Genomic DNA, 21154 nt, shown 5'->3' on the forward strand with positions numbered 1-21154 from the left:
GCTCCTTATTTGAAGATCGCCTCCAATGTGGAAAGCGCTTCATTTAATTTCTGCTTTGCTGCTGCAAAGTCAGTGCGACGTTGATGTTGTTCAGCAACCACTTCGGGCGGCGCACGAGAGACAAATTTCTCGTTAGCAAGCTTTTTATCAATGCCTGCCATCTCTGAATCGATTTTTGAAATCTCTTTGTTCAGGCGCTCGCGCTCGCTGGCCAAATCAATTACGCCAGAAACTTCAATAGCGAATGTTGCCTCTCCAGCGACTACCGACACCGTGCCACTTGGCGCAGTTTTAGACACATTCAGATCTTCCAGACGTGCCAAGCGTTCGATAATGCTCTTATATCTGCGGATACGCTCTTTTGTGTCCTCACTTGCCCCAACAACAGTTACAGGCAATTTCGCACCTGCTGGCACATTAAGATCAGCGCGCGCAGAGCGAATATCGGAGATAGCGTTGATGACCCAGTCAATCTCTGATTCTGCTTCTGGGAAAGAAGCTTCTGGACCAAATTTAGGCCAAGACTGGTTACACAACAATGCATCCTTGTCTTTTCTAAATTCAGCTTGATCCGCCCAAAGCGCCTCAGTGATGAATGGCATAAATGGGTGCAATAGGTGAATGATTTGATCCAACGTCCAAGCCGCTGTTTTACGCGTTTCGGCTTTTGCTGACTCTTCTTCACCGTTAAGCACTGGTTTCATCAACTCAAGATACCAGTCACAAAACACATTCCATACAAAACGGTATGCAGCATTCGCAGCGTCATTGAAGCGATATTCATCGATGTTTTTCGTAATTTCCGCAGTCGCTTTCGCGACCTCAGACACGATCCATTGGTTCAATGTGTGCTCAACCTTTAGCGGGTCAAACTCATGTTGTTCCCACAAAGCACATTCATTCATTTCACAAAAACGTGCGGCATTCCAAAGCTTCGTACCGAAATTTCGATACCCCACAACACGATCAATTGAGAGACGAATATCACGCCCTTGAGCCGCTTGAGAGGCCAATGTAAAACGAAGCGCATCCGTACCACATGCAGGAATCCCCTCAGGGAACTGCTTTTTCGTGGTGTTGGTAATGGCTTTTTCAGCCTGCTTGTCTTTCTTTTCGTTACCCGATTTCTTGATATCGCGAACACGTTTGGCAATCAGCGTATCAAGGTCACAGCCATCAATAATGTCGATCGGGTCGATCACATTCCCGATAGACTTAGACATTTTCTTACCGTCCTCATCCAAAACGAGCGCGTGGATATATACATCCTTAAACGGCACGTCTTTCATGAAATGGATACCCTGCATCATCATGCGGGCCACCCAGAAGAAGATAATATCAAAGCCTGTTACCAGCGTCGCTGTCGGATAGAATTTATCCAATTCAGGTGTCTTGTCAGGCCAGCCCATTGTCGAAAACGGCCACAAAGCAGACGAGAACCATGTGTCGAGCACGTCATCATCGCGTTTAAGGTCGATAGAAACCAAAGTATTGCCATCTATTTCGTGTCCAGCAAACTCGGTGATTTGTACTTTTACTTTAGAACCATAATATGAACGGGCTTGGGCAAGTGCTTCATCTTCATTTGCCGCAACAAATTCCTTCAACTTCCCTGACTGATCTATTCTACCATCAGGTCCAAGCATCTCACCATACCAAACTGGAATACGGTGTCCCCACCAAAGCTGACGAGAGATACACCACGGCTCAATGCCGTCCATCCAGTTATAATATGTCTTAGACCAATTCTCAGGAATAAAGCGCGTCTTGCCTTCTTTCACTGCATCCACAGCAGGGCCAGCTAGCTTTGCCGCATCCACATACCATTGGTCCGTCAGCATTGGCTCAATAACCACGCCAGACCGATCACCAAATGGCTGCATGATCTTTTTATTTTCAACATAAGGAACGCTAACCGTAACCTCAGTCTCATTGCCGTCTTCGTCTTTGACCTTTTTCGTCTGCGAAACCATCACAGCAAGGCCCTCATCTGTGATAGCCTGTACCACAGCCTTACGCGCCTCAAAACGATCCATACCGCGATATTCATCCGGCACAAGATTGATCTGATCGATCTCAGAAGACGTAAACTCACCTGATGCCAAGATTTCTCGCGCTTTGGCAGCGGAAGCCGCATATGGCTCGCCATCATCGCGCATAGATGCTTTCACATCCATAAGGCGATACATCGGGATATTATTACGCTGCGCAACGCCATAGTCGTTGGCATCGTGCGCACCGGTAATCTTTACAGCACCAGACCCAAATTCAGGATCAGGATAGAGATCTGTGATTATAGGAATCAAGCGACGCTGCTCTTTAGGCCCCACCGGAATTTCACACAATTTACCGACAATTGGCTTATAGCGCTCATCGCTCGGGTGAACGGCCACAGCACCATCCCCTAGCATTGTCTCAGGACGTGTCGTCGCGATTGAAATGTAATCGCGCTCTTCTTCCAGTATGACATTACCATCTTCGTCTTTTTCAACGTAAGTATATGTCTCGCCGCCCTGCAATGGATATTTGAAGTGCCACATGTGGCCATTCACTTCCACATTATCTACTTCAAGGTCAGAAATCGCAGATTGGAAATGCGGGTCCCAGTTCACCAAGCGCTTATCGCGATAAATCAGCCCTTGCTGGTGTAACTCAACAAAGACCTTCGTTACCGCCTTTGAAAGCCCCTCATCAAGCGTAAAGCGCTCACGTGACCAATCACAACTCGCACCAAGGCGCTTAAGTTGGTTGATAATCTGTCCGCCAGACTTTTCTTTCCATTCCCACACACGCTCGATAAACGCGTCGCGCCCAAGGCTCGCCGCGCTTTGATTGCCTTCAGCAGCAAGCTGACGCTCCACAACCATTTGCGTCGCAATACCCGCGTGGTCCGTACCCGGCTGCCACAACACACTCTTACCCTGCATGCGCTGATAGCGACACAGCACATCTTGAAGGGTGTTGTTTAGAGCATGCCCCATATGCAGCACACCCGTAACGTTAGGTGGCGGGATAACGATAGAATAGGCGTCAGCCGCCCCTTCAGTATCCATCTTGGGTTTGAAAGCGCCGGATTTTTCCCAGCTATCATAAATTTTCGGTTCGGAGACACTGTGGTCAAAATGTGAATCTAGCATGTGATGTTGATACAATAATTATCACATGCCGCAACGAAAAAAGAGCACAGCAAAGGGCTGTACTCTTCTGATCGTTAGATTTTTTTTGATATCTACCCAATATGAGCGCTTAGCGTGCCATACGAGAGATACGTTGCAGCTCTTTTGCTACTTCTTGCTCAACAAGTTGTGGCAAATTCCCATCCAACCATTCTTTAAGCATTGGCTTGAGCATTTCCCGTACAAGATCTTCTAAAGTTGTCCCCTGTGACAACATCATAGAGCCCATAAGCTTACCAAGTTGGCTCGCTGTTGCATCCGCAGTTGCTGCTGCCACCAAACCTTCAGTTTGAGGCTCTGGCTTTGGCGCTACTGGAGCAGGCTGCGGCTCAGCTTGAACAACAGGCTCAGGTTCAGGCGCAGCATCAACGACAGGTTCTTCTTCAGGCTCAAGCCCCCAGTCGGCCATATCGACTTCTGGCTCGGCCTCTTCTTCGCCAATAGCCCACTCATCAACATCGATCGCGACAACATCTTCATCTTCGACTGATTGATCTTGGGCCAACTCTTCCATGGCCGCGGCCATGTCAAGCTCGTCTTCAGGCTCTGTAAGGTCTAAATCTAGCTCTTCTTCAGCCTGATCATTCGGAGATAATTCAAGCACATCAGATGCATCAGCATCTTCTTGTGATGGCGCAGGTTCGTCGTCTTCTGAAATAATCCTGCGAATCGACGCAAGAATCTCTTCCATTGTTGGTTCTGATGCTGCTTTTTCAGCTGACATAACGCGCCTCTAACATTTCACTTCGCTTCATACACATTGAAGCTCTAGAATCACGTTCAAATATAAATACAACGTGGTTAACAACGCCTTTATCATTTAGGCCGTTGCCTTAACCTTTAACTAGAGCCTGCACCTATAAAGAAGTATTAACGCCCAAAGATTCGGGTGTAAGTGCACCCATTGCTGCTAATAATTGATGCACAGCGACATAGTGATCCCGATTTGCCTGAATGAGAAGCAATCTTGCATCGAGCAATTCTTGCTCTTGGTCCAGCAAATCTAGCGTTGTGCGAAGCCCCACAGCTAATTCCTGCTCTGCCCCATCAAACGCAATTTGTGCCGCCTCAACTTGGCGCTCCGATGCTTCGATCGCACGAGAAGAAGCCAACGCGCCATGCCAGGCGCGCGTTACTTGCGCAATAAGATTTCTTTCCGCTGCGCGATATTGCAAGCGTAATTGATCGCGCTCTAAAGCGGCTGCACGAATTTGGGATGCAATACGTCCGCCCTGATATAAAGGCAAACGCAGCTGAGCGACGACGGATGCATTATTATTTTCAAATGTATCATCATCATAACTCTGACTTAGCCCCGCAGCACCAACAATCGCAATGTCAGGCCGCGTCTGTCCTTTAGCCGATTTCACGCGCTGAGAAGCCGCCTCTACATTGGCTTTAGCGACCAACAGATCTGGATTAAATTCAATCGCAGCACTTACTGCCTCGTCCAACCCTTCCGGATAAGCAGGCGTAAACGCGATCTGTGATAATTGAGTTGGCCAACGTCCCACCAATTCTTGAAACACCGCACGGTTAGATTCCAATTGCGCCTGAGCAGATGCTAATTGCGCCCTTGCTCCGGCATGCCTTGCTTGCGCTTGCGCTACATCCGTACGCGTCACTTCACCCACATTAAAACGATCTGTTGCCGCTTCTACCTGCCGCGACAGAACGCTAACATTGTTTTTGCGAATATCGACTTCAGCTTCGCTCGACAAAACGTCCATATAGTTTGTCACGACGTTCAAAATCATCTGCTGCTCAGCAGAAAAAAGCTGACTTTCCGCAGCCGTCACACTTGCACTCGCTTCTCCGACGGCAGCATCATTTCGACCGCCATTCCATAAGCTTTGGCGAAACTCCAAACCAAAAGTTGTTTGCGGTGCCTGTGTTGAAATCTCAGGTCCAGTTGATCCCAAAAACGACTGATTACTCCGCGTAATCGCATAACCAGCACTTGTGCTTACACTCACTTGCGGACGCTTTGTTGAACGCGCTTGCTCTAATCTTTCATCAGCAATCATACGCTGTTTGCGCTGCGCCAATATGGAAGGATTCCGTTCATATGCAGCTCGAATTGAATCAGCGAGCGTTTCAGCTGACGCACTCAAACTAGCACTATTCTTATCTAGTGTTTCATCAGAAGACGGTGTCGGCAAAATTGCAGCGGAGTCGCCAAGCAGAACATTATCGCTAACATCCGAACTATCTTGAGCATAACCCGCACTGCCAGCCATTGCAGCAGACGCCATCAAAATCGAAAACATAGTATTGCGCACGACAACTCCCAACTTACTATTTACAAACCGCCACATTTCAAAATGAGCGGGTAATTCTGTCATCAGGACAAATCATTCTTGTCCCAACTCTATAATCGTAAACAGCGCGCCTTTTAGATTGCCACAATCATATTCTTGCTAGAATACAAAACTCGCCGTTTTCTCAAATCCCGGAAGTGCCGGGGGCGCAGTATCAAAAGCACTACGACAAGAAAGAGCATCCCCAGCACGCGTATAAATGCGCGCTTGGCTAACTTTGCCCTCACGTACAACAACAGCTAAACGGCCACCGTCTTTTAATTGATCAGTCCATTCCGTTGGAACAATTTCCACTGCCCCGTTCACGATAATCACATCATAAGGCCCTTGATCAGCAAGTCCCTTTTTAATGTCACCAGCCACGACATCAGCATTATCAATATTCAAAGCATCCAAACGAGCTGAAGCTGCTTCTGCAATTGCTTCATCATCTTCCAAACCCACTACCGCGGCTGCGAGATAGGAAAGAATTGCAGAGGAATATCCAGAACCAGAGGCTATATCGAGCACCTCATCCGTTGGTTTAATTTTGGCAGCTTCAAGAAGTTTCGCAAAATCACGAGCACGCCACATATAGCGGCCTTCAGATGTTTGATGATCAAATTCTGCATAAGCAAGTGAATGACGCGATTTTGGCAAAAATGCCTCCCGCGGCACGGCTTGTAACGCAGTATGAATACGGCGGTCAGTCACATCATTAGGACGAACCTGTGTGTCGATCATTGTTTCGCGGGCGACAGCATCATTCATTTGCAGCTTACCTGTAACTTCTACGGGCTGGATGATTTATATACCACTTCAGATACACATTCAGCTCATACATTAAAGACAAAATAGTTATCGCGCTCTTACCATAGGCTGATAAGTTATCAATGCAGCGTTTAATTTTATTCGTATAAGTAGGAAAAAACGAAGCCCCACCTCACATAAAAAGGTAAATTTAGGTCTTCCCTATTTTATAGAAGATGTTAGAACAGCCCTCTTCTCGATTCATTACCTGTGTTTTGATCGTGATTTTCGCTTTGTTGTTGAGCTTATTTTAAATGCTTACAGATATAAAGCGGAAACAAACAGACTTCCTTTTCTAGGATGGCCGCGTGGCGGAGTGGTTACGCAGCGGATTGCAAATCCGTGTACTCCGGTTCGAGTCCGGACGTGGCCTCCAGAAAAGTAAAGCTCTCCCAATGCTTCACACATAGCATGATCACAAATAGAGCATAATATACGCACATTATCTGCACCTATCGCGCATGCTTCATCCTAGCTGCAATCACGCACTTACCAGCTAAACACTTCTCCCTCAGCGTCGATGCTTCATAACCCTACCTTATATATAGCACACTGCTTGCAGCCTCTATTCACGCACCCAAATCCTCTAAACTTTAGCGTGAAATTGTACTTGGTTAACGAAACACCTCCGCAAAACATTAAATTATGCTGAAATTTCATCAAAAACCAAAAACTTAACCCCTCATTAACTAAGGTGGACGATATTGCCTATGTCTTCACTGAAGACACCCACCATCACCCAACGCCTTGACGGGAGCTTTTCTCTAAGCTCCCGTCTTTTTTTTGCTTTTTTCAAAAAAAACGTCTTTTTTTGAAAAGAAATGCAGATTGAGGCAATTTGGGGATTGCACATTTTTGGTTGGCTAGATATACCGCCTCCTCTAACGGTGTTCCGCGATAGCTCAGTTGGTAGAGCAATCGACTGTTAATCGATTGGTCGCAGGTTCGAGTCCTGCTCGCGGAGCCAGTTAGACTTTTAAAGGCAAGATCTAAGCCTTACATCCTCCACACAATATCCAAATAATACAAACACTTGCCAGATTTTGTCTGCTTGTTTGCATTTATATGTGCTTATCTAAAGTTTGAGATTTAAACTTGGCGACTCAAGTTTTCTGCTTGAAGACAAACAAAACTGTCAGCGTGAAATTAAATGCCAACCCCACCAATGTTCCTGCCACCAAGGCAAGCTGTGGAGTCCACTCTAAAATCGGTTGAAATTTAAGTAATGCCAGATAGGTCGCGAAGTTTGCAGCGCCCCCGAGTGAATTGGACACGAAAAATTTGACAAACCCACGCAACCAGCTCAAATCGCGCGCCTCTTCGGCAAACACGAAATACCGATTCAACGAATAAGTTGCTGTAACTGCACACAAAAACGAAAACACTCGTGCAGACACTTCATCCACAAACGCTAACGCAAACGTCAGTGCTGTAAGATCCACAACAAATCCGGCAGCTCCTACGAGGCCAAACCCAATGAATTTGGGAAGTAATTTGCGGCACATAAGAATCATAGCCTGCATTTTATGCCCTCGACCTCAAAACAAACGCAGGTACTACCCGCAAAAATCACGCCTCACCCCTATCAGCAAAAGCGAATAGATATACGGGACTTTTCAAATCTTTATGCAAATGCCAAACCTGACATACTTATTCTAGCTTTAAATTACTCATAAAGGCACCAAAATGCATTTAATGAACAAACATGCTGTGCGAATCGCACTCGGTCTATCGCTTTGTTTATTATTGTTGCAGTTCTTTTTCCGCCCGCTTTGGCGCGATGAATTTTGGGCGCTCTATTTTTCCGCTCCACAAGATCCGATCTCAGATGCCGTCTTCAGCAAAATGTCCAAAGATGTGCACCCTCCTCTCTATTTTTCAGCGCTTCACTTTTGGCGTCTCATATCAGAGAATGAAATTTTTGCCCGGTTTTTCAATCTCGTATGCATTTTTCTAGCCGGATGGGCGGCTTGGCGTATGCGCGGAACCAAAGGCACGGGAAGAGAAACCGAATCAAATCTATTCCTCTTCTTATGCGCAACTTCATTCTGGCTCATCTTCTATGCGGCAGAGATTAGAATGATGGGACAACTATTTCTAACCTCCGGCCTTCTCGTCCTCATCTCACGCAATAGTTTGGATGATTTTGAAAAACCCTTCAAATGGGCCAGCCTCTTCATAATCGCAGGCACACTCACAGCCACAATGCACTATTTTGGCTCGTTATGGACTGCTTGTATTGGGGCAAGCCTTGGCTTCACACACCTTTATAGAGGGCGAATAAAGTCATTCTTCATCTTTGGTGCAGCGTCTGTCATTTCGCTAATCCCGGCTGTTTTATGGATATTAGCCTTCCGACCAGACCAGGCATCTGGCGCACCCGATGTATTGCCGCCTTTTGCTGAAAATTTCGCCTTTGGTGCCAATCAATTTTTGCGCGGCATTTTGGTGAAAACTATGTTTGCAAACATAATGGCATTTATCGCCGGATGCTTCGGCCTCGCCGCCCTTCTAAAACGCAAATCAGACGACGCCCCCATAATGTTGATTGGTGCGATTGCACTCACAATCCTGATCGCGTTTACGGCTCATTTGGGCTTGGTTGCCCTTATTAAAGAGCGCGCCTTCATCGTCATCATTCCTGCAATGTTGTATTTGCTGGCGGCGGGAATTTTATCACTTCAACCACACCAAACCAAAGCTCTCAAAATGGCTTCATGGGTGCCTTTTGCTGCCATTCTTTCTCTGCCACTTTTCACCTCTGAGTTTTTTAAAGACAGAGAACGCGTCGCCGATCTGCAATCCATGCTGCAAGCCGCTCCAGAATGCGTTGGTGAACCAATAATCGCTTATTTAAGACCATCAGACCAAGCAGAAGATTTCTCAGCCTTCATGACACAAAAGCTTTTGAACCCATCCCTTCAAGGAAAGTTCAATATGATACCGCTGGAAGAAATCACATCAGGACAACAATCCATCCCCGAATCAGCTTGCCCCGTTAAAATAGTCGCCATTGCACTATTGCGCGGGGAACGTGAATTTCATGAAGATATGCGAGACAAATTAAAATCTGCTGGCCTCCCCATTTCTCAATTTGAAGAAATTAGCATGGGCGGCGGGCGCACCCGAGCATGGGTCGAAAAATAGCTATATTTTCTGTTACAGCCCTTGCATAAGGCCGAATATACCCGTCTCCTCCCACACATAAAGAAAATAAACCTACCTTCGAGGGGACAAAATCATGAAGCTCAAACTACTCTTAGCAAGCAGCGCTTTGACAGTCTTGGCTGGGTGCGCGCACACTCAATCGAACCAATTTTCCTCCAAAGACATGTCGCCTGCGCGTGCCCTGCACGATAATGTTGTCGTAATGGATACGCATTTAGATACGCCGGCCAATCTGTCCCGTCCTGGCTTTGACATAACCGCCCGCCACGATCCCATTTTAGACTATTCTCAAGTTGATCTGCCCCGCATGATTGAGGGCGGCCTCGACGGTGGTTTCTGGGTTATTTACACCCAACAAGGCCCTCTAACTGATTTTGGATATCAAACAGCACGCGACCATGCACTCATGCGTGCAATGGCAATTCAACGCATGTTGGCCGCCTATCCAGAACATTTTGAAATTGCTACCAAGTCCGACGATGCTGCACGTATCAAAGCCGAAGGAAAACGTATTGTTTATCAAAGCATAGAGAACTCTTACCCGTTGGGTGAAGATGTTTCCATGCTACGCACTTTCTATAATTTTGGTGTGCGCATGGTTGGCCCAGTTCACTTTGCAAACAACCAATTTGCGGACAGCGGTACAGACCTAACTGGCCCTAAATGGAATGGCCTCTCTCCGTTGGGCGAAGACTTGGTGAAAGAGGCAAACCGGCTTGGTATGATCCTCGATGCATCCCATGCTCACGATTTAACATTTGACGATATGGTGGAGCTTTCAGCGACGCCTATTATCTTATCTCACTCAGGTACAAAAACCCTGTATGATCACCCCCGTAATCTCGATGATGCACGCCTTAAAAAACTTGCCGCATCTGGCGGTGTTATCCAGATGAACGCTTTGGGCGCATACCTAAAGAACTTAAGAGAACAGCCTGCTCGCAAGAAAGCTTTTGAATCCTTCATCGAACTATCAAAATCATTTGGAGATGATCCAACGCCCGAACAACGGGAACAATTGCTAAACATGCGCCGCAAAATTGATGCTGAATTTCCTGCTGACATGGCAGACTTTGAAGACTTTGCAGAACAACTTCTCTACGTCCTCAAATTGATTGGCCCTGAACATGTCGGCATTGGTGCCGATTGGGATGGCGGCGGCGGCGTTATCGGCATGCGCGATATAGCAGCTTTCCCCCTCATAACAGAACGTCTTCTAGCAGAAGGCTATAGCGAAGCAGACCTTGAACTCATCTGGGGCGGCAATGTACTGCGCTTGCTAAAAGCGGCTGAAGATCATGCCGCAAGCTTGAAAGAAAATTAAGCCAACTAACTACAGCAAAAAAAAGGGCCGAGCATATATTCCTTCTCGGCCCTTTTTTACCAAATTAGGTTTGATTTAAAACGTCACATCCATTGCGCCCGTTAGGATTTTATCTGTTAGCTCACGCAACATTTTATCCATTGGTTGGTCTTCGGCAATAAATGGCACGACTTCACGCACTTTTTCCATCTGGTTCAGGACACGCGGCCCAACCATTACGTCAGTTAGTTCACCTTCATTTAAGCGCAACTCGATTGCCTGTGTTGCCGCCATCATGTGGGCTGCAGTCACTTGCGCAGTTAGCTCATTTACGCGCAATGCATCACGCGCGGCTATCGTGCCCATGCTGACCTTATCTTGGTTGTGACACTCAGTAGAGCGCGAGAAAACAGACGCCGGCATAGTAAGTTTACATGCTTCAGCGGTCCAAGCGGACACACCAATCTGCACCGCCTTGAACCCGTGATTGATAGGCGCACGTGCGCCAGTCGCACCTGTTAAGTTTGACGGCAATCCATTTGAATAACGTGTATCCACAAGTGTTGCCAATTGGCGGTCCATAAGGTCAGCCAAATTCGCCACTTGTGTTTTGAGCGTATCTGCAACCATACACACATGCCCACCATAAAAATGGCCGCCGTGTAAAACATCACCCGTTTCAGGGTCAAACAATGGATTGTCGTTGGAGGAATTGATTTCTGTATTCAGCACAGATTCCAACATTGGCATCGCATCCTGCAACACACCAATGACATGCGGCGCGCACCGTGTTGAATAGCGATCCTGCATCCGTGTAGCTTCATGGTTTTCCTGCATGGGCGCAAGATCTTCACGAATACGTTTTGCAATCAACATCTGCCCTTGATGAGGTTTGGCATTAAACAAGCGCTCATCGAAATGACGCGTATTGCCCAAAATACCCAAGGAGCACATAGATGTCAGACGTGTTGCAGCAGCAGCGATCCGCTTAGACTGCTCTAAAGCAAGCCCTGCCAAGGCAGACATCACGGACGTACCATTCATAATGGCCAACGCTTCTTTCGGTCGCAAGGTGATCTCTTTTAAACCCTCTTGCGCAAACGCTTCACGCGACAATTTAATCTGCCCTTTGTGCAACACATCACGTTCACCCGCCAAAGCACCCGCAATATAAGAAAGCGGCGTCAAATCTCCTGAAGCACCAACAGAACCTTCGGCCGGAATACGCGGCAGAATATCTAATCGCAACATATTCGCGAGCAGCTCAACCAATTCCATAGACACACCAGACCAACCTCGCACCAAGGTCACTAGGCGTACAGCCAAAGTGGCACGTGTCTCTTCGGGAGATAGGAAACGCCCCATTCCGCAGCCATGAAAACGCGAGAGATGCAAGGGCAATTCCGCAACCAATTCCGGCGGCACAGCACGTACAACACTGTCACCATATCCAGTTGTGACCCCGTAAATTTTACCCTCATTTTCGAGCAAATTCACAACATGCTGGGCGGATGTATTGATAACATTTAATACTTCAGGGTCAGTAGAAAGACGCGGCATAACGCGCTGAGTCGCCAAGCGATCCAGCGTTACGGTGTCCAATAACCCTTCACCAAAAGTAAAGCTTGGATAATCGCCAGTGTCTGCAGCCATGTTGTTTCTTCCATTCCCCAAAACCATAAACTCCTGATATATCAGGAAATTAATGGGCATACATTCTCTACATATCTGCGCACCCACAAAGGAAAAGACTGTCCCCACCTTATGGTATACGCAAGTTCAGCGCTCTACTTACTCTGGAGACGGATTATTGAACACCCCAAGAAGACGAATAGATCGCTGAAATTCGTCATATGCTTAACCCCAAAGCATCAGGAACAAGCATGCTATTTACCCTGCCTTGATGTTGCCTCGCTTTATGATCAAGATATACCAAACCATTCTTCTACTTGCCGCAAGGACATCGCCCATGACAATATTTAGCTTTAAACGCATGACGCTTACAGCAATATCAAGTGTAATAGCCGCCACAGCATTCATGGTCGCGGCTGCGGAAACCAGCCTAATCTCTGTTGAAGATGCCTATAATAAATCAATCAATGGCGAGGCAATCTTGATTGACATTCGTACACCAGAAGAATGGACGCGCACAGGAACGCCTGTTTCTGCCCGCCTCGTTACACTTCAAAGCGATCGCTTCCTCTCGACTGTGAAAGCGCTACAGGCTGAAAACCCAGACGCACCTGTTGCGCTTATTTGCCGTTCAGGCGGTCGCTCAACGCGTGCGTCTCAAATGCTAGAGGAAGCCGGCATCAAACACATATACAACGTCAAAGAAGGTGTTGAAGGCAGTCCCAATGGCACAAGCTGGCTATCAAAAGGCCTGCCAATTGACCGCTTTCCTTTGGAATAAACGCTCGCTAACCGATAGTACCCGATGAGACTTTTGCATCCGCGCGCGTGAAAGCAAAAGTGAGCCTTTGTGTATCTGGCTTAAATTTCAGCTCAAGGTCAATCACTTCATGTGGCTGGATAACCTGCTGAAATTTCATACGGTTGACGTTAAAACTTGCCGGCTCAACAGCCCATATCTCTTCTGAAAGGCGCGCTGCCATATGCGTTTGCGCCAATCCAGGCAAAATCGGATTGTCTTTGAAATGCCCCTCAAACCAAGGAAGGTTCGGACTAACTTTAAAGCTTATCTTTGCCTCAAACCCATCAATATCCATGCGGGTTGGTGCTAGTAAGTCTAGTATTTTTTGGCCCTCAAACACTTCTTGCATTAAAGATAAAACGCGTTTGGATTGGCTATTTGTAGGAATGCGACTGACAAACCGCATACGCTTGGGCCATTCAGCTGCTTCAAGATTTTCTGATAAATTTTTGCGCAAATACCGCGAGAATTTAAACGCGCCTAATTCACCTAATTTAAGCTGTCCTTCCTGCGTCAAACACACCAAACCACTTAGACGTTCGCGTCCTGTTTGCATCGTCAAAAACACAGCACAATCACTCACCAATGGGTGTGTGGACAAAACGTCCTCGACGCGCGGCAAGGAAACGCGTTTTCCCTCCACCTTCACTATGCGATCAATACGCCCCAATAACTGAAAGCGGCCATCTTCACCAAACTCCACGCGATCTCCCATCTTCACAGGCTCTGCGTCCGGAATGAAAGGCGATGTCACCCTTAACTCTCCTTCTTCACCAACAGACGTCACCACGCCTGAAACAGGAGTCCACAAATCATCTTCAAGCGTGCGTTGACGATACGCTACACCGCCAGTCTCTGTACTCCCCAAAATTTCCAAAGGACGTACACCAAATAACTCCGCAGTCGCAAAGCAAGCCTCTGTTGGTAGTAATCCGCCGGATGACAAAATAAAGGCTGGTTGCGTGAAACTGATCGCATGCTTTTCGGGCAGACGCGTCAAATGCGCTGGACTGGACACAATCAAAGTCTTGGGCGTGACGTCTTCCATCAAAGCTTCCCATGATAACGCCATGTCATCTTGAGAAATTTTACGCGCCATCAATGGCAACGCCACCCGAAATATCAAACCATAAATATGCTGATGTGAGACACTTCCGGCAATGTGAGAAATATCATCGCCAAACCAATCTTTCCAAACATCCGCTTCAGCTTCAATCACACTCGCGGTTTTGAATATTTGTTTGGGCACGCCAGATGATCCTGAAGTGAAAAATACCATTTCCACGTCATAATCAGGATCGATGGAAAGCTGATTATTACCATCTACGTCCGGCAAGTGCTCCCAAGATATGCGAATACAATCCTCGACAGCATCACTCACAAAATTGGTTGGTTTTACACCTATAGATTTTAAATAATCGGCACCTGATTGAGGAAGAATAATAAGAGATTTTTTGCTATGTGCCGCCGCCAAAAAGGCCGCACAAAAGGCTGCTGCCGACCGTGTGAACACAAATAGCTGCGAATCAGAACTTTCTAGTTGTCGCACAATTTGTATCGCCAATGCGCGCACTTGCCCAACAGAAATATCACCTAGATTCGAAGAGCAAAACACTACCTTAGAAGCGTCTTCATTCCATAAAGCGCGCAGCAAACCCATCAAACTTCCAGCTCTCTATTCCCTATGCTTTTGGACGAATAAACTTGCGATAAACAAGCTCACCCAAAAACAAAATCCCCATCAATACATAAGCGATAAAACCATTATATATCGCCCACACCTCCATGGACGCATGAAAGACAGTCCATGTCGCGATACCAAGATTTATAGCCATGAACACACACCAAATCACCGTGACCTTGTATGTGTATTTTATCGCATGATCTGGCAAATCAGGCTCTGCCAAACGTGCGAAACGTTCAATGATACTTGGCCCGCGAATAAGCGATGCTGTAAATGCACACAACATGGCTGCTCCCATAAACACGGGGTAAAGGCGTATCGAGAGGTCTTGATCATAGAATGCTGTGATCGATATACCGACAATGGCGGCGATGCTCGCAAAGATTAAAGAAAGCGGCGCAGACTTCCCACCAATCCATAAGCGCATTAATAGCGCAGTCAGCAAGAGGCAGATCAGCCATATAGCAGACACATGCCGCAGCAATATCACAGCCAGCAAAGGGTAAATGATCGCAAGACCCGCCAACAGTAAATTGGCTAGCTTCTTCATCATATCCTGCTTTCAGAACACGTAATCACAGCCACGCCTTTATGTCGCCGCTCACAATCACTCCACATCAGATAAACCGCCGCGTTGGGCCGCTTCTTATTCAGCTTGAAGCTGGATCACCAGGCTCACAAGATCGTCAACACTCTTAATGTTTTCAAATTGCTCAGGCGTAACTTTTTTACCAGTCGTTTCCTGCAATTGCACCATCATGTCGACAGCATCAATGCTATCAAGACCAAGATCATCCATGAGCGTTGCTTCAGGTTTTATATCTTCAGCTGGTATCTCGAAAATCTCGATAAGGTTCTTGCTGATTTCAGCGTAAGCTTCTTCACGTGTCATTTTCTTACAACTCCTATCGGCGGGATTCTATCAACTCTGCCAATAGGCGGATGTTTTGAAAATACTTAGCTAATTTCTCGTCTTTAGGTTCTAGCTTTACGCCATATTTCTTTTGCACTGCGACACCAAGCTCCAGCGCATCAATAGAATCAAGCGCGAGTCCATCGTCAGAGAATAAGTCATCCTCAACGCCAACATCTTCCGGTGCAACATCTTCAAGATTAAGCACGTCTATGATCAATGCCCGCAATTCTGTTTCAAGCTCTGTCATACACGAAGTTCCTTCTCAATTTTACTTTGCACATCCGTCGCCAGACGTCGCGCCCCAATAACCGGACGGTCATTACCATAATTCGCTTCAGTATCAATCGTCTCATGAACGCGAATTACCCAGTGTGACTTCTTTACCGGTATGGAATACCAAGGTTCACCTTTGCGCAAACTTGGCGGTGTTACCTCAATGGTCACGATAAGCACAGGTGCTTTACTCTTCAACGCCACATAGGAAAAACCACGTTGATACTTCACCTTAGCGCCAATAGGCGTGCGTGACCCTTCCGGAAATATACACAAATTTGCGCCCTCTTGCAGCGCTTCTGAACACGCTTGAATGAGAGCTTCGGGATCTCCAGTATTAGGAATATAATTACTGGAACGAATGACCCCGCCCATGAATGGATTGGTCGCAACGCTATTTTTTACCACTGCCCGCGTGCGCCGCATGAACGCCATCATGAACACGACATCTAATAAAGAAGGATGATTAGCGACAACAACCGTGCCACGACATTCTTTTAGTTTTTGGGCACCATGAATTTCATAAGACACAACGCCCATGATCCGCATGGTTTCAATAAATGTTCGAAACCCAACATGCACAGAAGCTTGAGAAATCTTGGCGCGCTTCTCCGAATCCCACACAAACAAGCGCATGAGTGGAAAATAAACCAAAGCAAGCACAAGACCGCCAATTCCAAAGAATGCAAAGGATAGTGCCGTCGTTACCAATCGCGCCAAGCGTGACAAAGTCCAAGGCGCTTCTACACGGGGGCGTTCCATTAAATCTTCCATCGCAGCCCCCTAATATCTTTGCTAACAGCATCAAGACAGGCAAACACACCAGACATGCCGTCATCCACGGTTTGAAATCCAGCTGCATCCAATTTTGTATTGGCATCGGGCAATTTCAGTAACAGCGCAAATTGTACATCACGTGTAGTATCACCAAACTCGGCATACTCATTTTGCAAGTGACAATCAGACATCATCAGCACAATGGAGCCAGCACCATCTTTTAATCGCGCATAACTCTCTGTCAGCCCTTCAGCTAAAGTGCGCTCACCTGCTGCAATGGCCGTATGCCCACCTCGATTTGCCGTAAGCTGACTACCGACTCCAACTGCCGCATTATGGACTGATAGTGAAAACCCGGTTGGAGATAATGTCTCACTTTGGTTAATCAGCTTCAACAATTCCAGCGTATTGGTCATTGCTCCATAACGCGATGCCAAAACAATCGGCGTATTCCCCAATCCGTTTTCAACGCTCTCATTCAGTCCCATCAAACACGCAACCACGCCGCGCTCGAGCGCCGATAACCGACGCACATCGCGCTTGGGCAATTCACCAAATGGTTTTAACACGCCAAAAGAGGAAACCTCTCCATCTGATCGCGTTAGTCCACTAAATTTTTCAACGTGCAAGTGCCCGTACATATCGCGCTATTGTCCCCTAATCCAAACTCATCAATGATAAGCTTGCAGATAGAAAATGAGTCGTCATTATTTCATCTTCTGCATCATAGGCACACCCCTATCCCTATGACTCAATATCCTATTGCTATAGACCTGCAACACGGCATGCAAGAACAGGAAGAGCATGATTTGAGTGTTTATGTTGGAATTTGCGTCTCTGGTGAGCGCACAAAACGCCATCTGCTAAAAGCACAGCGCAGTTTAGCAGATACCGCGCAGAGGACAGCACAAGAGCAATTAGGAACCATTCCAGCACCATCCTACAGTCGCACGCACTGCAGAGGCATAGCAGCAGCCATGCTGAGCAAAAATATCATTCCCCTCGGAATAGATATCGAATATGCCGATCCACGTCGAAATTGGCCTGAAATTCTATCAGTATTTTGTGATAATATCGCCCTGTCAGGCTATTCAATACACGCCCTAAATCGCGGCTGGACGTACCTTGAAGCATACTACAAAGCGTTTGCACAATATCCTCCGGCAAAGGATGTAATCGCCGTCATAGACCATCAATTTCCCGACAATGAAATTTATCAGAATGCAGACGGATACCTCTGCCTACACCGTTCAATTGAAACAGTTTTTTATATGACACTCATATGGAAACCAACTCGAGAGAATAAAGCTATGTCTCAGCCTAGTATCTTGCCAATTCTTTATTCTGATATCTAATTTGAAAGCTTAGGATATTTGCGGGTAAACATCCGACGCATCATCCGAATTGGCACTCGAATAGGTGCCTGAATTGCTAGCCTTGTATGCATTGCAGTAATACGCACATTATCCCAAAGCATTCTAAAATTTGATACGTTTTCAGTGGGGTAGATTACTTTTGTCGGGTGTTCAATAACGCGCAAGCCCCGCCAATTTAATTGGACAAGTATCTCAGTATCAAAATCCATTCTCGCACCGATAATCTCATGTTTCGTCACATGAATCGCGTCATCAACTGGATAGGCTCTGAAACCGCACATGGAATCATTTATCTCAAGCGACAATGTTTCAACCCGCACCCAAAAATGCGTAATTTCACGACCAATTTTGCGGCCCTTAGGAATGGAATGATCATAAACTGGAACGCCGCAAATAACCGCTTCAGGATTTTGCTCTGCAAGTTTTAGCATATGCGGCAATTGAGAAATATCGTGCTGCCCATCCGCATCGATCTGCACAGCATGGCTCCAACCTGCTGTTTTAGCAGCTAAAAAACCACGCTTTACGGCTTGCCCTTTGCCGCCATTTTCATCCAACCGAATGACTTCTACACGCCGCATAGCATCTTGCTGCTGCGCGATAATAGCAGCATTTTCGGGTGAATTGCCGTCATCAACAATAATGACAGGACAATTTAGCGCCACCAATGCATCCACTATGCCTCCTAATGCGTTTACATGACGATAGGTTGGAATAATCGCACCAATTTGAAAGTCTTGAACCATAGCCAGCTTCTAATCCCTAAAGTCAAACACATACTGTGTATGCGAGATTTGTGACTGAAAGTTAAGACAAAATAATGCGCACAATCCCATGGCACCATTAGTTTGCCCCTATCTTGTCAAGATTGACGATTAAACACGCACAGAACACGCGTGAAACCACGCAAACCTTAAAGGCCCGTACAAATGACGACTATGATGAAAAAAGCCATTTCTTGTTTAGGTGCGCTTGCTTTAGCGGCAACCATCACCGCCCCCAGCGCCCATGCGAAAAGCGAAGTGCAGCTTTATTCTATCGAAGAACTCCTCGCCAGCAATGACTTCCAAACACGCCTTGGAGATTTTCAATTCTCTTTTGGTGACTATGTGATCGGCAAGCCCCTAGGTATTGCTAATGTCAAACGTTCCACCAACGGCATCACAAAGTCAGATAAAGCTGCTTGTGAATGGGCGATGATTTCAGCACTTCTTGCACTCAAAGAAGAAGCTCAGAACCTCAATGGAATTGCAGTTCAAGGTATTCAATCCACTATAACTGGCACAGATTATGTCTCAGCAACGCATTACCAGTGCATGTCCGGCCACACAAATTCTCGCGTCTATCTAAAAGGCACAATCGTTGGACTATTAGACGATACTAATTCATCAATAGATCAACAGTAACGTCGTTTATCTGTAACTAATTGAGCTTTATAGCTGGACTTCAAATTGTCATATTTTGCACTTATGACTAAACTTAGTATAAGTTCGACTTTCTCACTACTGTTTCTAAATTGGGGATTATCATGAAACTGAAAACTTTAATGCTTGCAGCATCTGCTGCCTCACTATTAACGCTTGCACCCTCTGCGCACGCAGCTGCGAAAACACATGTATTTTCCGTAGATGAGTTTATGGCAAAAGAAGAAAACCGCAACGAATTGGGAAACTTCACATTCGTTTGGGGAACTAGCCCTTCAGGTACTCAGGTTGGAAGCGTAAACACTGGTGGACGTCCAGCAAACGGATTTCACAAAGATGTCCAAGCTTCTTGCGAGCGCGCTTTACTTAACTCTCTTGTAGCTATGCGCGATGCTGCTCTTGCAAAAGGCGCAACCAAAGTTACTGGTATTCACGCGGTAAATGGTTTGATCACAAACCCAACTAAAGAATATATCTGCGTGAAGAACAAATTTATGGCGAAAACACCTCTTCAAGGTACAGCCTCCAAATAAGTAGCAAATGCTATAAACTAAAACGCCCCTTCACATATATGTTGGGGCGTTTTTGTATCTGTCGATGAAACTTGCAATACCCTACATATCATCATTTCGCGCGGCACGCTTACTTTTGAAAGCCTTCCAAACAAATGAGACGCTTGCAGCGTGTGTAAAGTCTTCCTGCAGAAGGAAACTATCTTCATTCGCAGCGCCAGAAAATGAACGCCCCTGATAGGTGAGGAATATCTGGAAATCATCTGTCAGTTCGCGCGTCCAAGAAGCACGAAACCCAGTAGACACATACCCCGCCTTACCTTCATGCACCGTACGTTCTGCGGTCGTATACTGTGGTGACACGCCATACCAATAATCATTTAGACCTTCATCTGCAAACGTTGCAAACAGCGTTGTAGACCAGCCTGAACGAAGCTCTCCTCCATATTTGCGCTGATAAACAAGCTGAGGCTCTGCGATATACCCCACATGCTCAAACCCTTTAAGGTCGGTTGAAGCAACAGCACGCACAGGCGCAAGCATTTTCAGGCTTGTACGCCCTTCAGACGTCCATCCAGTATCTTGCAGATTCACAACCAATTGAGGGCCAATCTGCAACAAATAATCCAGATCTGGCATGCCTTGCCGCGCGCCATCCTCTGTAGAATTTGCCGCGTAGACTGCATCCAAAGATACGTCTAATTCAAATCGCTTATTCTCTGCAGCGATCGCACGTGCAACGCCATATTCACCGAAACGAACTTTCTCACCCCGATAAATTAAAAGCGGTGCGACGACGCCATTCCCCGAATTATCAGATGCTCCAGGATAATCAGGGCCATACAAACCCGTTCCACCAATGCGCACCTCCCATAAAGGTTCATCAGGAACAAAATTAGATTCCACGTCAGTCTGTGCATACGCCTGTTGCGTTCCAATCAGAGTAGACACACACAGTGCGACACCAGAAAACAAACCCGTGTTTCTTTTTGTCATTCCCA

Annotated in this window: 20 protein-coding genes and 2 tRNA genes; 8 read left to right on the top strand and 14 right to left on the bottom strand. The window is 46.6% G+C overall.

What is annotated here, in order from left to right; genetic code table 11:
- Positions 1–5: 5 nt before the first annotated feature.
- The 4 genes from ACFQS8_RS04305 to ACFQS8_RS04320 form a co-directional block, all read right to left on the bottom strand.
- The gene (locus tag ACFQS8_RS04305; RefSeq protein ID WP_382166030.1) at positions 6–3137 is read right to left on the bottom strand and encodes a valine--tRNA ligase; all 3132 of its coding nucleotides are present in this window, start codon (positions 3135–3137) and stop codon (positions 6–8) included.
- Positions 3138–3246: 109 nt separating this feature from the next.
- Positions 3247–3900, bottom strand: coding sequence for a DUF2497 domain-containing protein (locus tag ACFQS8_RS04310; RefSeq protein ID WP_382166031.1), 654 nt, complete (start codon positions 3898–3900; stop codon positions 3247–3249).
- 133 nt (positions 3901–4033) lie between these two features.
- Positions 4034–5521, bottom strand: coding sequence for a TolC family outer membrane protein (locus ACFQS8_RS04315; RefSeq protein WP_382166032.1), 1488 nt, complete (start codon positions 5519–5521; stop codon positions 4034–4036).
- A 75-nt stretch (positions 5522–5596) separates the two neighbouring features.
- Positions 5597–6247 carry a protein-L-isoaspartate O-methyltransferase family protein gene (locus ACFQS8_RS04320; protein WP_382166033.1) on the bottom strand — a complete coding sequence of 217 codons (651 nt, stop codon included), beginning with the start codon at positions 6245–6247 and terminating at the stop codon, positions 5597–5599.
- Positions 6248–6588: 341 nt separating this feature from the next.
- Between ACFQS8_RS04320 and ACFQS8_RS04325 the strand changes: the two genes are divergently transcribed.
- A tRNA-Cys gene (locus tag ACFQS8_RS04325) sits at positions 6589–6662 on the top strand.
- Between the two features lie 515 nt (positions 6663–7177).
- Positions 7178–7253: transfer RNA gene (locus tag ACFQS8_RS04330), tRNA-Asn, on the top strand.
- 136 nt (positions 7254–7389) lie between these two features.
- Here ACFQS8_RS04330 and ACFQS8_RS04335 read toward each other — a convergent pair.
- Positions 7390–7809, bottom strand: coding sequence for a GtrA family protein (locus ACFQS8_RS04335; protein WP_382166034.1), 420 nt, complete (start codon positions 7807–7809; stop codon positions 7390–7392).
- Positions 7810–7972: 163 nt separating this feature from the next.
- Between ACFQS8_RS04335 and ACFQS8_RS04340 the strand changes: the two genes are divergently transcribed.
- Positions 7973–9433, top strand: coding sequence for a hypothetical protein (locus ACFQS8_RS04340; protein WP_382166035.1), 1461 nt, complete (start codon positions 7973–7975; stop codon positions 9431–9433).
- A gap of 94 nt (positions 9434–9527) precedes the next feature.
- A complete protein-coding gene (locus ACFQS8_RS04345) occupies positions 9528–10778 on the top strand; it encodes a dipeptidase (RefSeq protein ID WP_382166036.1) in 1251 nt (416 codons plus the stop codon).
- A gap of 75 nt (positions 10779–10853) precedes the next feature.
- Here the strand turns inward: ACFQS8_RS04345 and ACFQS8_RS04350 are convergent, their stop codons facing one another.
- Complete coding sequence (locus tag ACFQS8_RS04350) at positions 10854–12410, bottom strand: HAL/PAL/TAL family ammonia-lyase (protein WP_382166037.1); 1557 nt, start codon at positions 12408–12410, stop codon at positions 10854–10856.
- 316 nt (positions 12411–12726) lie between these two features.
- On the opposite strand from ACFQS8_RS04350, the gene ACFQS8_RS04355 reads away from it, so the two are divergent.
- Complete coding sequence (locus ACFQS8_RS04355; RefSeq protein WP_382166038.1) at positions 12727–13170, top strand: rhodanese-like domain-containing protein; 444 nt, start codon at positions 12727–12729, stop codon at positions 13168–13170.
- A 7-nt stretch (positions 13171–13177) separates the two neighbouring features.
- Here ACFQS8_RS04355 and ACFQS8_RS04360 read toward each other — a convergent pair whose 3' ends face one another.
- The 6 genes from ACFQS8_RS04360 to ACFQS8_RS04385 form a co-directional block, all read right to left on the bottom strand.
- Complete coding sequence (locus tag ACFQS8_RS04360; RefSeq protein ID WP_382166039.1) at positions 13178–14851, bottom strand: ApeI family dehydratase; 1674 nt, start codon at positions 14849–14851, stop codon at positions 13178–13180.
- Between the two features lie 22 nt (positions 14852–14873).
- A complete protein-coding gene (locus ACFQS8_RS04365) occupies positions 14874–15428 on the bottom strand; it encodes a COG4648 family protein (RefSeq protein ID WP_382166040.1) in 555 nt (184 codons plus the stop codon).
- Positions 15429–15521: 93 nt separating this feature from the next.
- Positions 15522–15767 carry an acyl carrier protein gene (locus ACFQS8_RS04370; RefSeq protein WP_382166042.1) on the bottom strand — a complete coding sequence of 82 codons (246 nt, stop codon included), beginning with the start codon at positions 15765–15767 and terminating at the stop codon, positions 15522–15524.
- Positions 15768–15780: 13 nt separating this feature from the next.
- Positions 15781–16038 carry a phosphopantetheine-binding protein gene (locus ACFQS8_RS04375; RefSeq protein ID WP_382166043.1) on the bottom strand — a complete coding sequence of 86 codons (258 nt, stop codon included), beginning with the start codon at positions 16036–16038 and terminating at the stop codon, positions 15781–15783.
- Positions 16035–16838, bottom strand: a complete 804-nt coding sequence (locus ACFQS8_RS04380; protein ID WP_382166044.1) for a lysophospholipid acyltransferase family protein — start codon at positions 16836–16838, stop codon at positions 16035–16037. Before ACFQS8_RS04380 ends, ACFQS8_RS04375 begins: the two co-directional genes overlap by 4 nt.
- Positions 16826–17482, bottom strand: coding sequence for a beta-ketoacyl synthase chain length factor (locus ACFQS8_RS04385; protein WP_382166045.1), 657 nt, complete (start codon positions 17480–17482; stop codon positions 16826–16828). The genes ACFQS8_RS04380 and ACFQS8_RS04385 overlap by 13 nt, the downstream gene beginning before the upstream one ends.
- A gap of 105 nt (positions 17483–17587) precedes the next feature.
- Here ACFQS8_RS04385 and ACFQS8_RS04390 point away from each other — a divergent pair, with 105 nt between their 5' ends.
- On the top strand, positions 17588–18196 hold the full coding sequence (locus tag ACFQS8_RS04390) for a 4'-phosphopantetheinyl transferase family protein (protein WP_382166046.1): 609 nt from the start codon (positions 17588–17590) through the stop codon (positions 18194–18196).
- Here ACFQS8_RS04390 and ACFQS8_RS04395 read toward each other — a convergent pair.
- A complete protein-coding gene (locus tag ACFQS8_RS04395; protein ID WP_382166047.1) occupies positions 18193–18963 on the bottom strand; it encodes a glycosyltransferase family 2 protein in 771 nt (256 codons plus the stop codon). The two genes, ACFQS8_RS04390 and ACFQS8_RS04395, sit on opposite strands and share 4 nt — an antisense overlap.
- 183 nt (positions 18964–19146) lie before the next feature.
- On the opposite strand from ACFQS8_RS04395, the gene ACFQS8_RS04400 reads away from it, so the two are divergent.
- Both ACFQS8_RS04400 and ACFQS8_RS04405 read left to right on the top strand, forming a co-directional pair.
- Positions 19147–19623: an excinuclease ATPase gene (locus ACFQS8_RS04400; protein WP_382166048.1), complete on the top strand. Its 477-nt coding sequence runs from the start codon at positions 19147–19149 to the stop codon at positions 19621–19623.
- 122 nt (positions 19624–19745) lie between these two features.
- A complete protein-coding gene (locus ACFQS8_RS04405) occupies positions 19746–20174 on the top strand; it encodes a hypothetical protein (protein ID WP_382166049.1) in 429 nt (142 codons plus the stop codon).
- Between the two features lie 81 nt (positions 20175–20255).
- Here ACFQS8_RS04405 and ACFQS8_RS04410 read toward each other — a convergent pair whose 3' ends face one another.
- A complete protein-coding gene (locus tag ACFQS8_RS04410; RefSeq protein WP_382166050.1) occupies positions 20256–21149 on the bottom strand; it encodes a MipA/OmpV family protein in 894 nt (297 codons plus the stop codon).
- Positions 21150–21154 lie beyond the last annotated feature (5 nt).

Source organism: Hirschia litorea (assembly GCF_042665075.1).
Lineage (GTDB): Bacteria > Pseudomonadota > Alphaproteobacteria > Caulobacterales > Hyphomonadaceae > Hirschia > Hirschia litorea.

Excerpts from the sequence above, each read along its gene's own strand:
- ACFQS8_RS04340 (WP_382166035.1), top strand. The coding sequence starts at position 7,973 with ATGCATTTAATGAACAAACATGCTGTGCGAATCGCACTCGGTCTATCG.
- ACFQS8_RS04335 (WP_382166034.1), bottom strand. The coding sequence starts at position 7,809 with ATGCAGGCTATGATTCTTATGTGCCGCAAATTACTTCCCAAATTCATT.
- ACFQS8_RS04390 (WP_382166046.1), top strand. The coding sequence starts at position 17,588 with ATGACTCAATATCCTATTGCTATAGACCTGCAACACGGCATGCAAGAA.
- ACFQS8_RS04375 (WP_382166043.1), bottom strand. The coding sequence starts at position 16,038 with ATGACAGAGCTTGAAACAGAATTGCGGGCATTGATCATAGACGTGCTT.
- ACFQS8_RS04385 (WP_382166045.1), bottom strand. The coding sequence starts at position 17,482 with ATGTACGGGCACTTGCACGTTGAAAAATTTAGTGGACTAACGCGATCA.
- ACFQS8_RS04410 (WP_382166050.1), bottom strand. The coding sequence starts at position 21,149 with ATGACAAAAAGAAACACGGGTTTGTTTTCTGGTGTCGCACTGTGTGTG.
- ACFQS8_RS04380 (WP_382166044.1), bottom strand. The coding sequence starts at position 16,838 with ATGGAAGATTTAATGGAACGCCCCCGTGTAGAAGCGCCTTGGACTTTG.
- ACFQS8_RS04315 (WP_382166032.1), bottom strand. The coding sequence starts at position 5,521 with ATGACAGAATTACCCGCTCATTTTGAAATGTGGCGGTTTGTAAATAGT.
- ACFQS8_RS04310 (WP_382166031.1), bottom strand. The coding sequence starts at position 3,900 with ATGTCAGCTGAAAAAGCAGCATCAGAACCAACAATGGAAGAGATTCTT.
- ACFQS8_RS04360 (WP_382166039.1), bottom strand. The coding sequence starts at position 14,851 with ATGGGTTTGCTGCGCGCTTTATGGAATGAAGACGCTTCTAAGGTAGTG.
- ACFQS8_RS04370 (WP_382166042.1), bottom strand. The coding sequence starts at position 15,767 with ATGACACGTGAAGAAGCTTACGCTGAAATCAGCAAGAACCTTATCGAG.
- ACFQS8_RS04350 (WP_382166037.1), bottom strand. The coding sequence starts at position 12,410 with ATGGCTGCAGACACTGGCGATTATCCAAGCTTTACTTTTGGTGAAGGG.
- ACFQS8_RS04345 (WP_382166036.1), top strand. The coding sequence starts at position 9,528 with ATGAAGCTCAAACTACTCTTAGCAAGCAGCGCTTTGACAGTCTTGGCT.
- ACFQS8_RS04395 (WP_382166047.1), bottom strand. The coding sequence starts at position 18,963 with ATGGTTCAAGACTTTCAAATTGGTGCGATTATTCCAACCTATCGTCAT.
- ACFQS8_RS04405 (WP_382166049.1), top strand. The coding sequence starts at position 19,746 with ATGAAACTGAAAACTTTAATGCTTGCAGCATCTGCTGCCTCACTATTA.
- ACFQS8_RS04400 (WP_382166048.1), top strand. The coding sequence starts at position 19,147 with ATGACGACTATGATGAAAAAAGCCATTTCTTGTTTAGGTGCGCTTGCT.
- ACFQS8_RS04305 (WP_382166030.1), bottom strand. The coding sequence starts at position 3,137 with ATGCTAGATTCACATTTTGACCACAGTGTCTCCGAACCGAAAATTTAT.
- ACFQS8_RS04355 (WP_382166038.1), top strand. The coding sequence starts at position 12,727 with ATGACAATATTTAGCTTTAAACGCATGACGCTTACAGCAATATCAAGT.
- ACFQS8_RS04365 (WP_382166040.1), bottom strand. The coding sequence starts at position 15,428 with ATGATGAAGAAGCTAGCCAATTTACTGTTGGCGGGTCTTGCGATCATT.
- ACFQS8_RS04320 (WP_382166033.1), bottom strand. The coding sequence starts at position 6,247 with ATGAATGATGCTGTCGCCCGCGAAACAATGATCGACACACAGGTTCGT.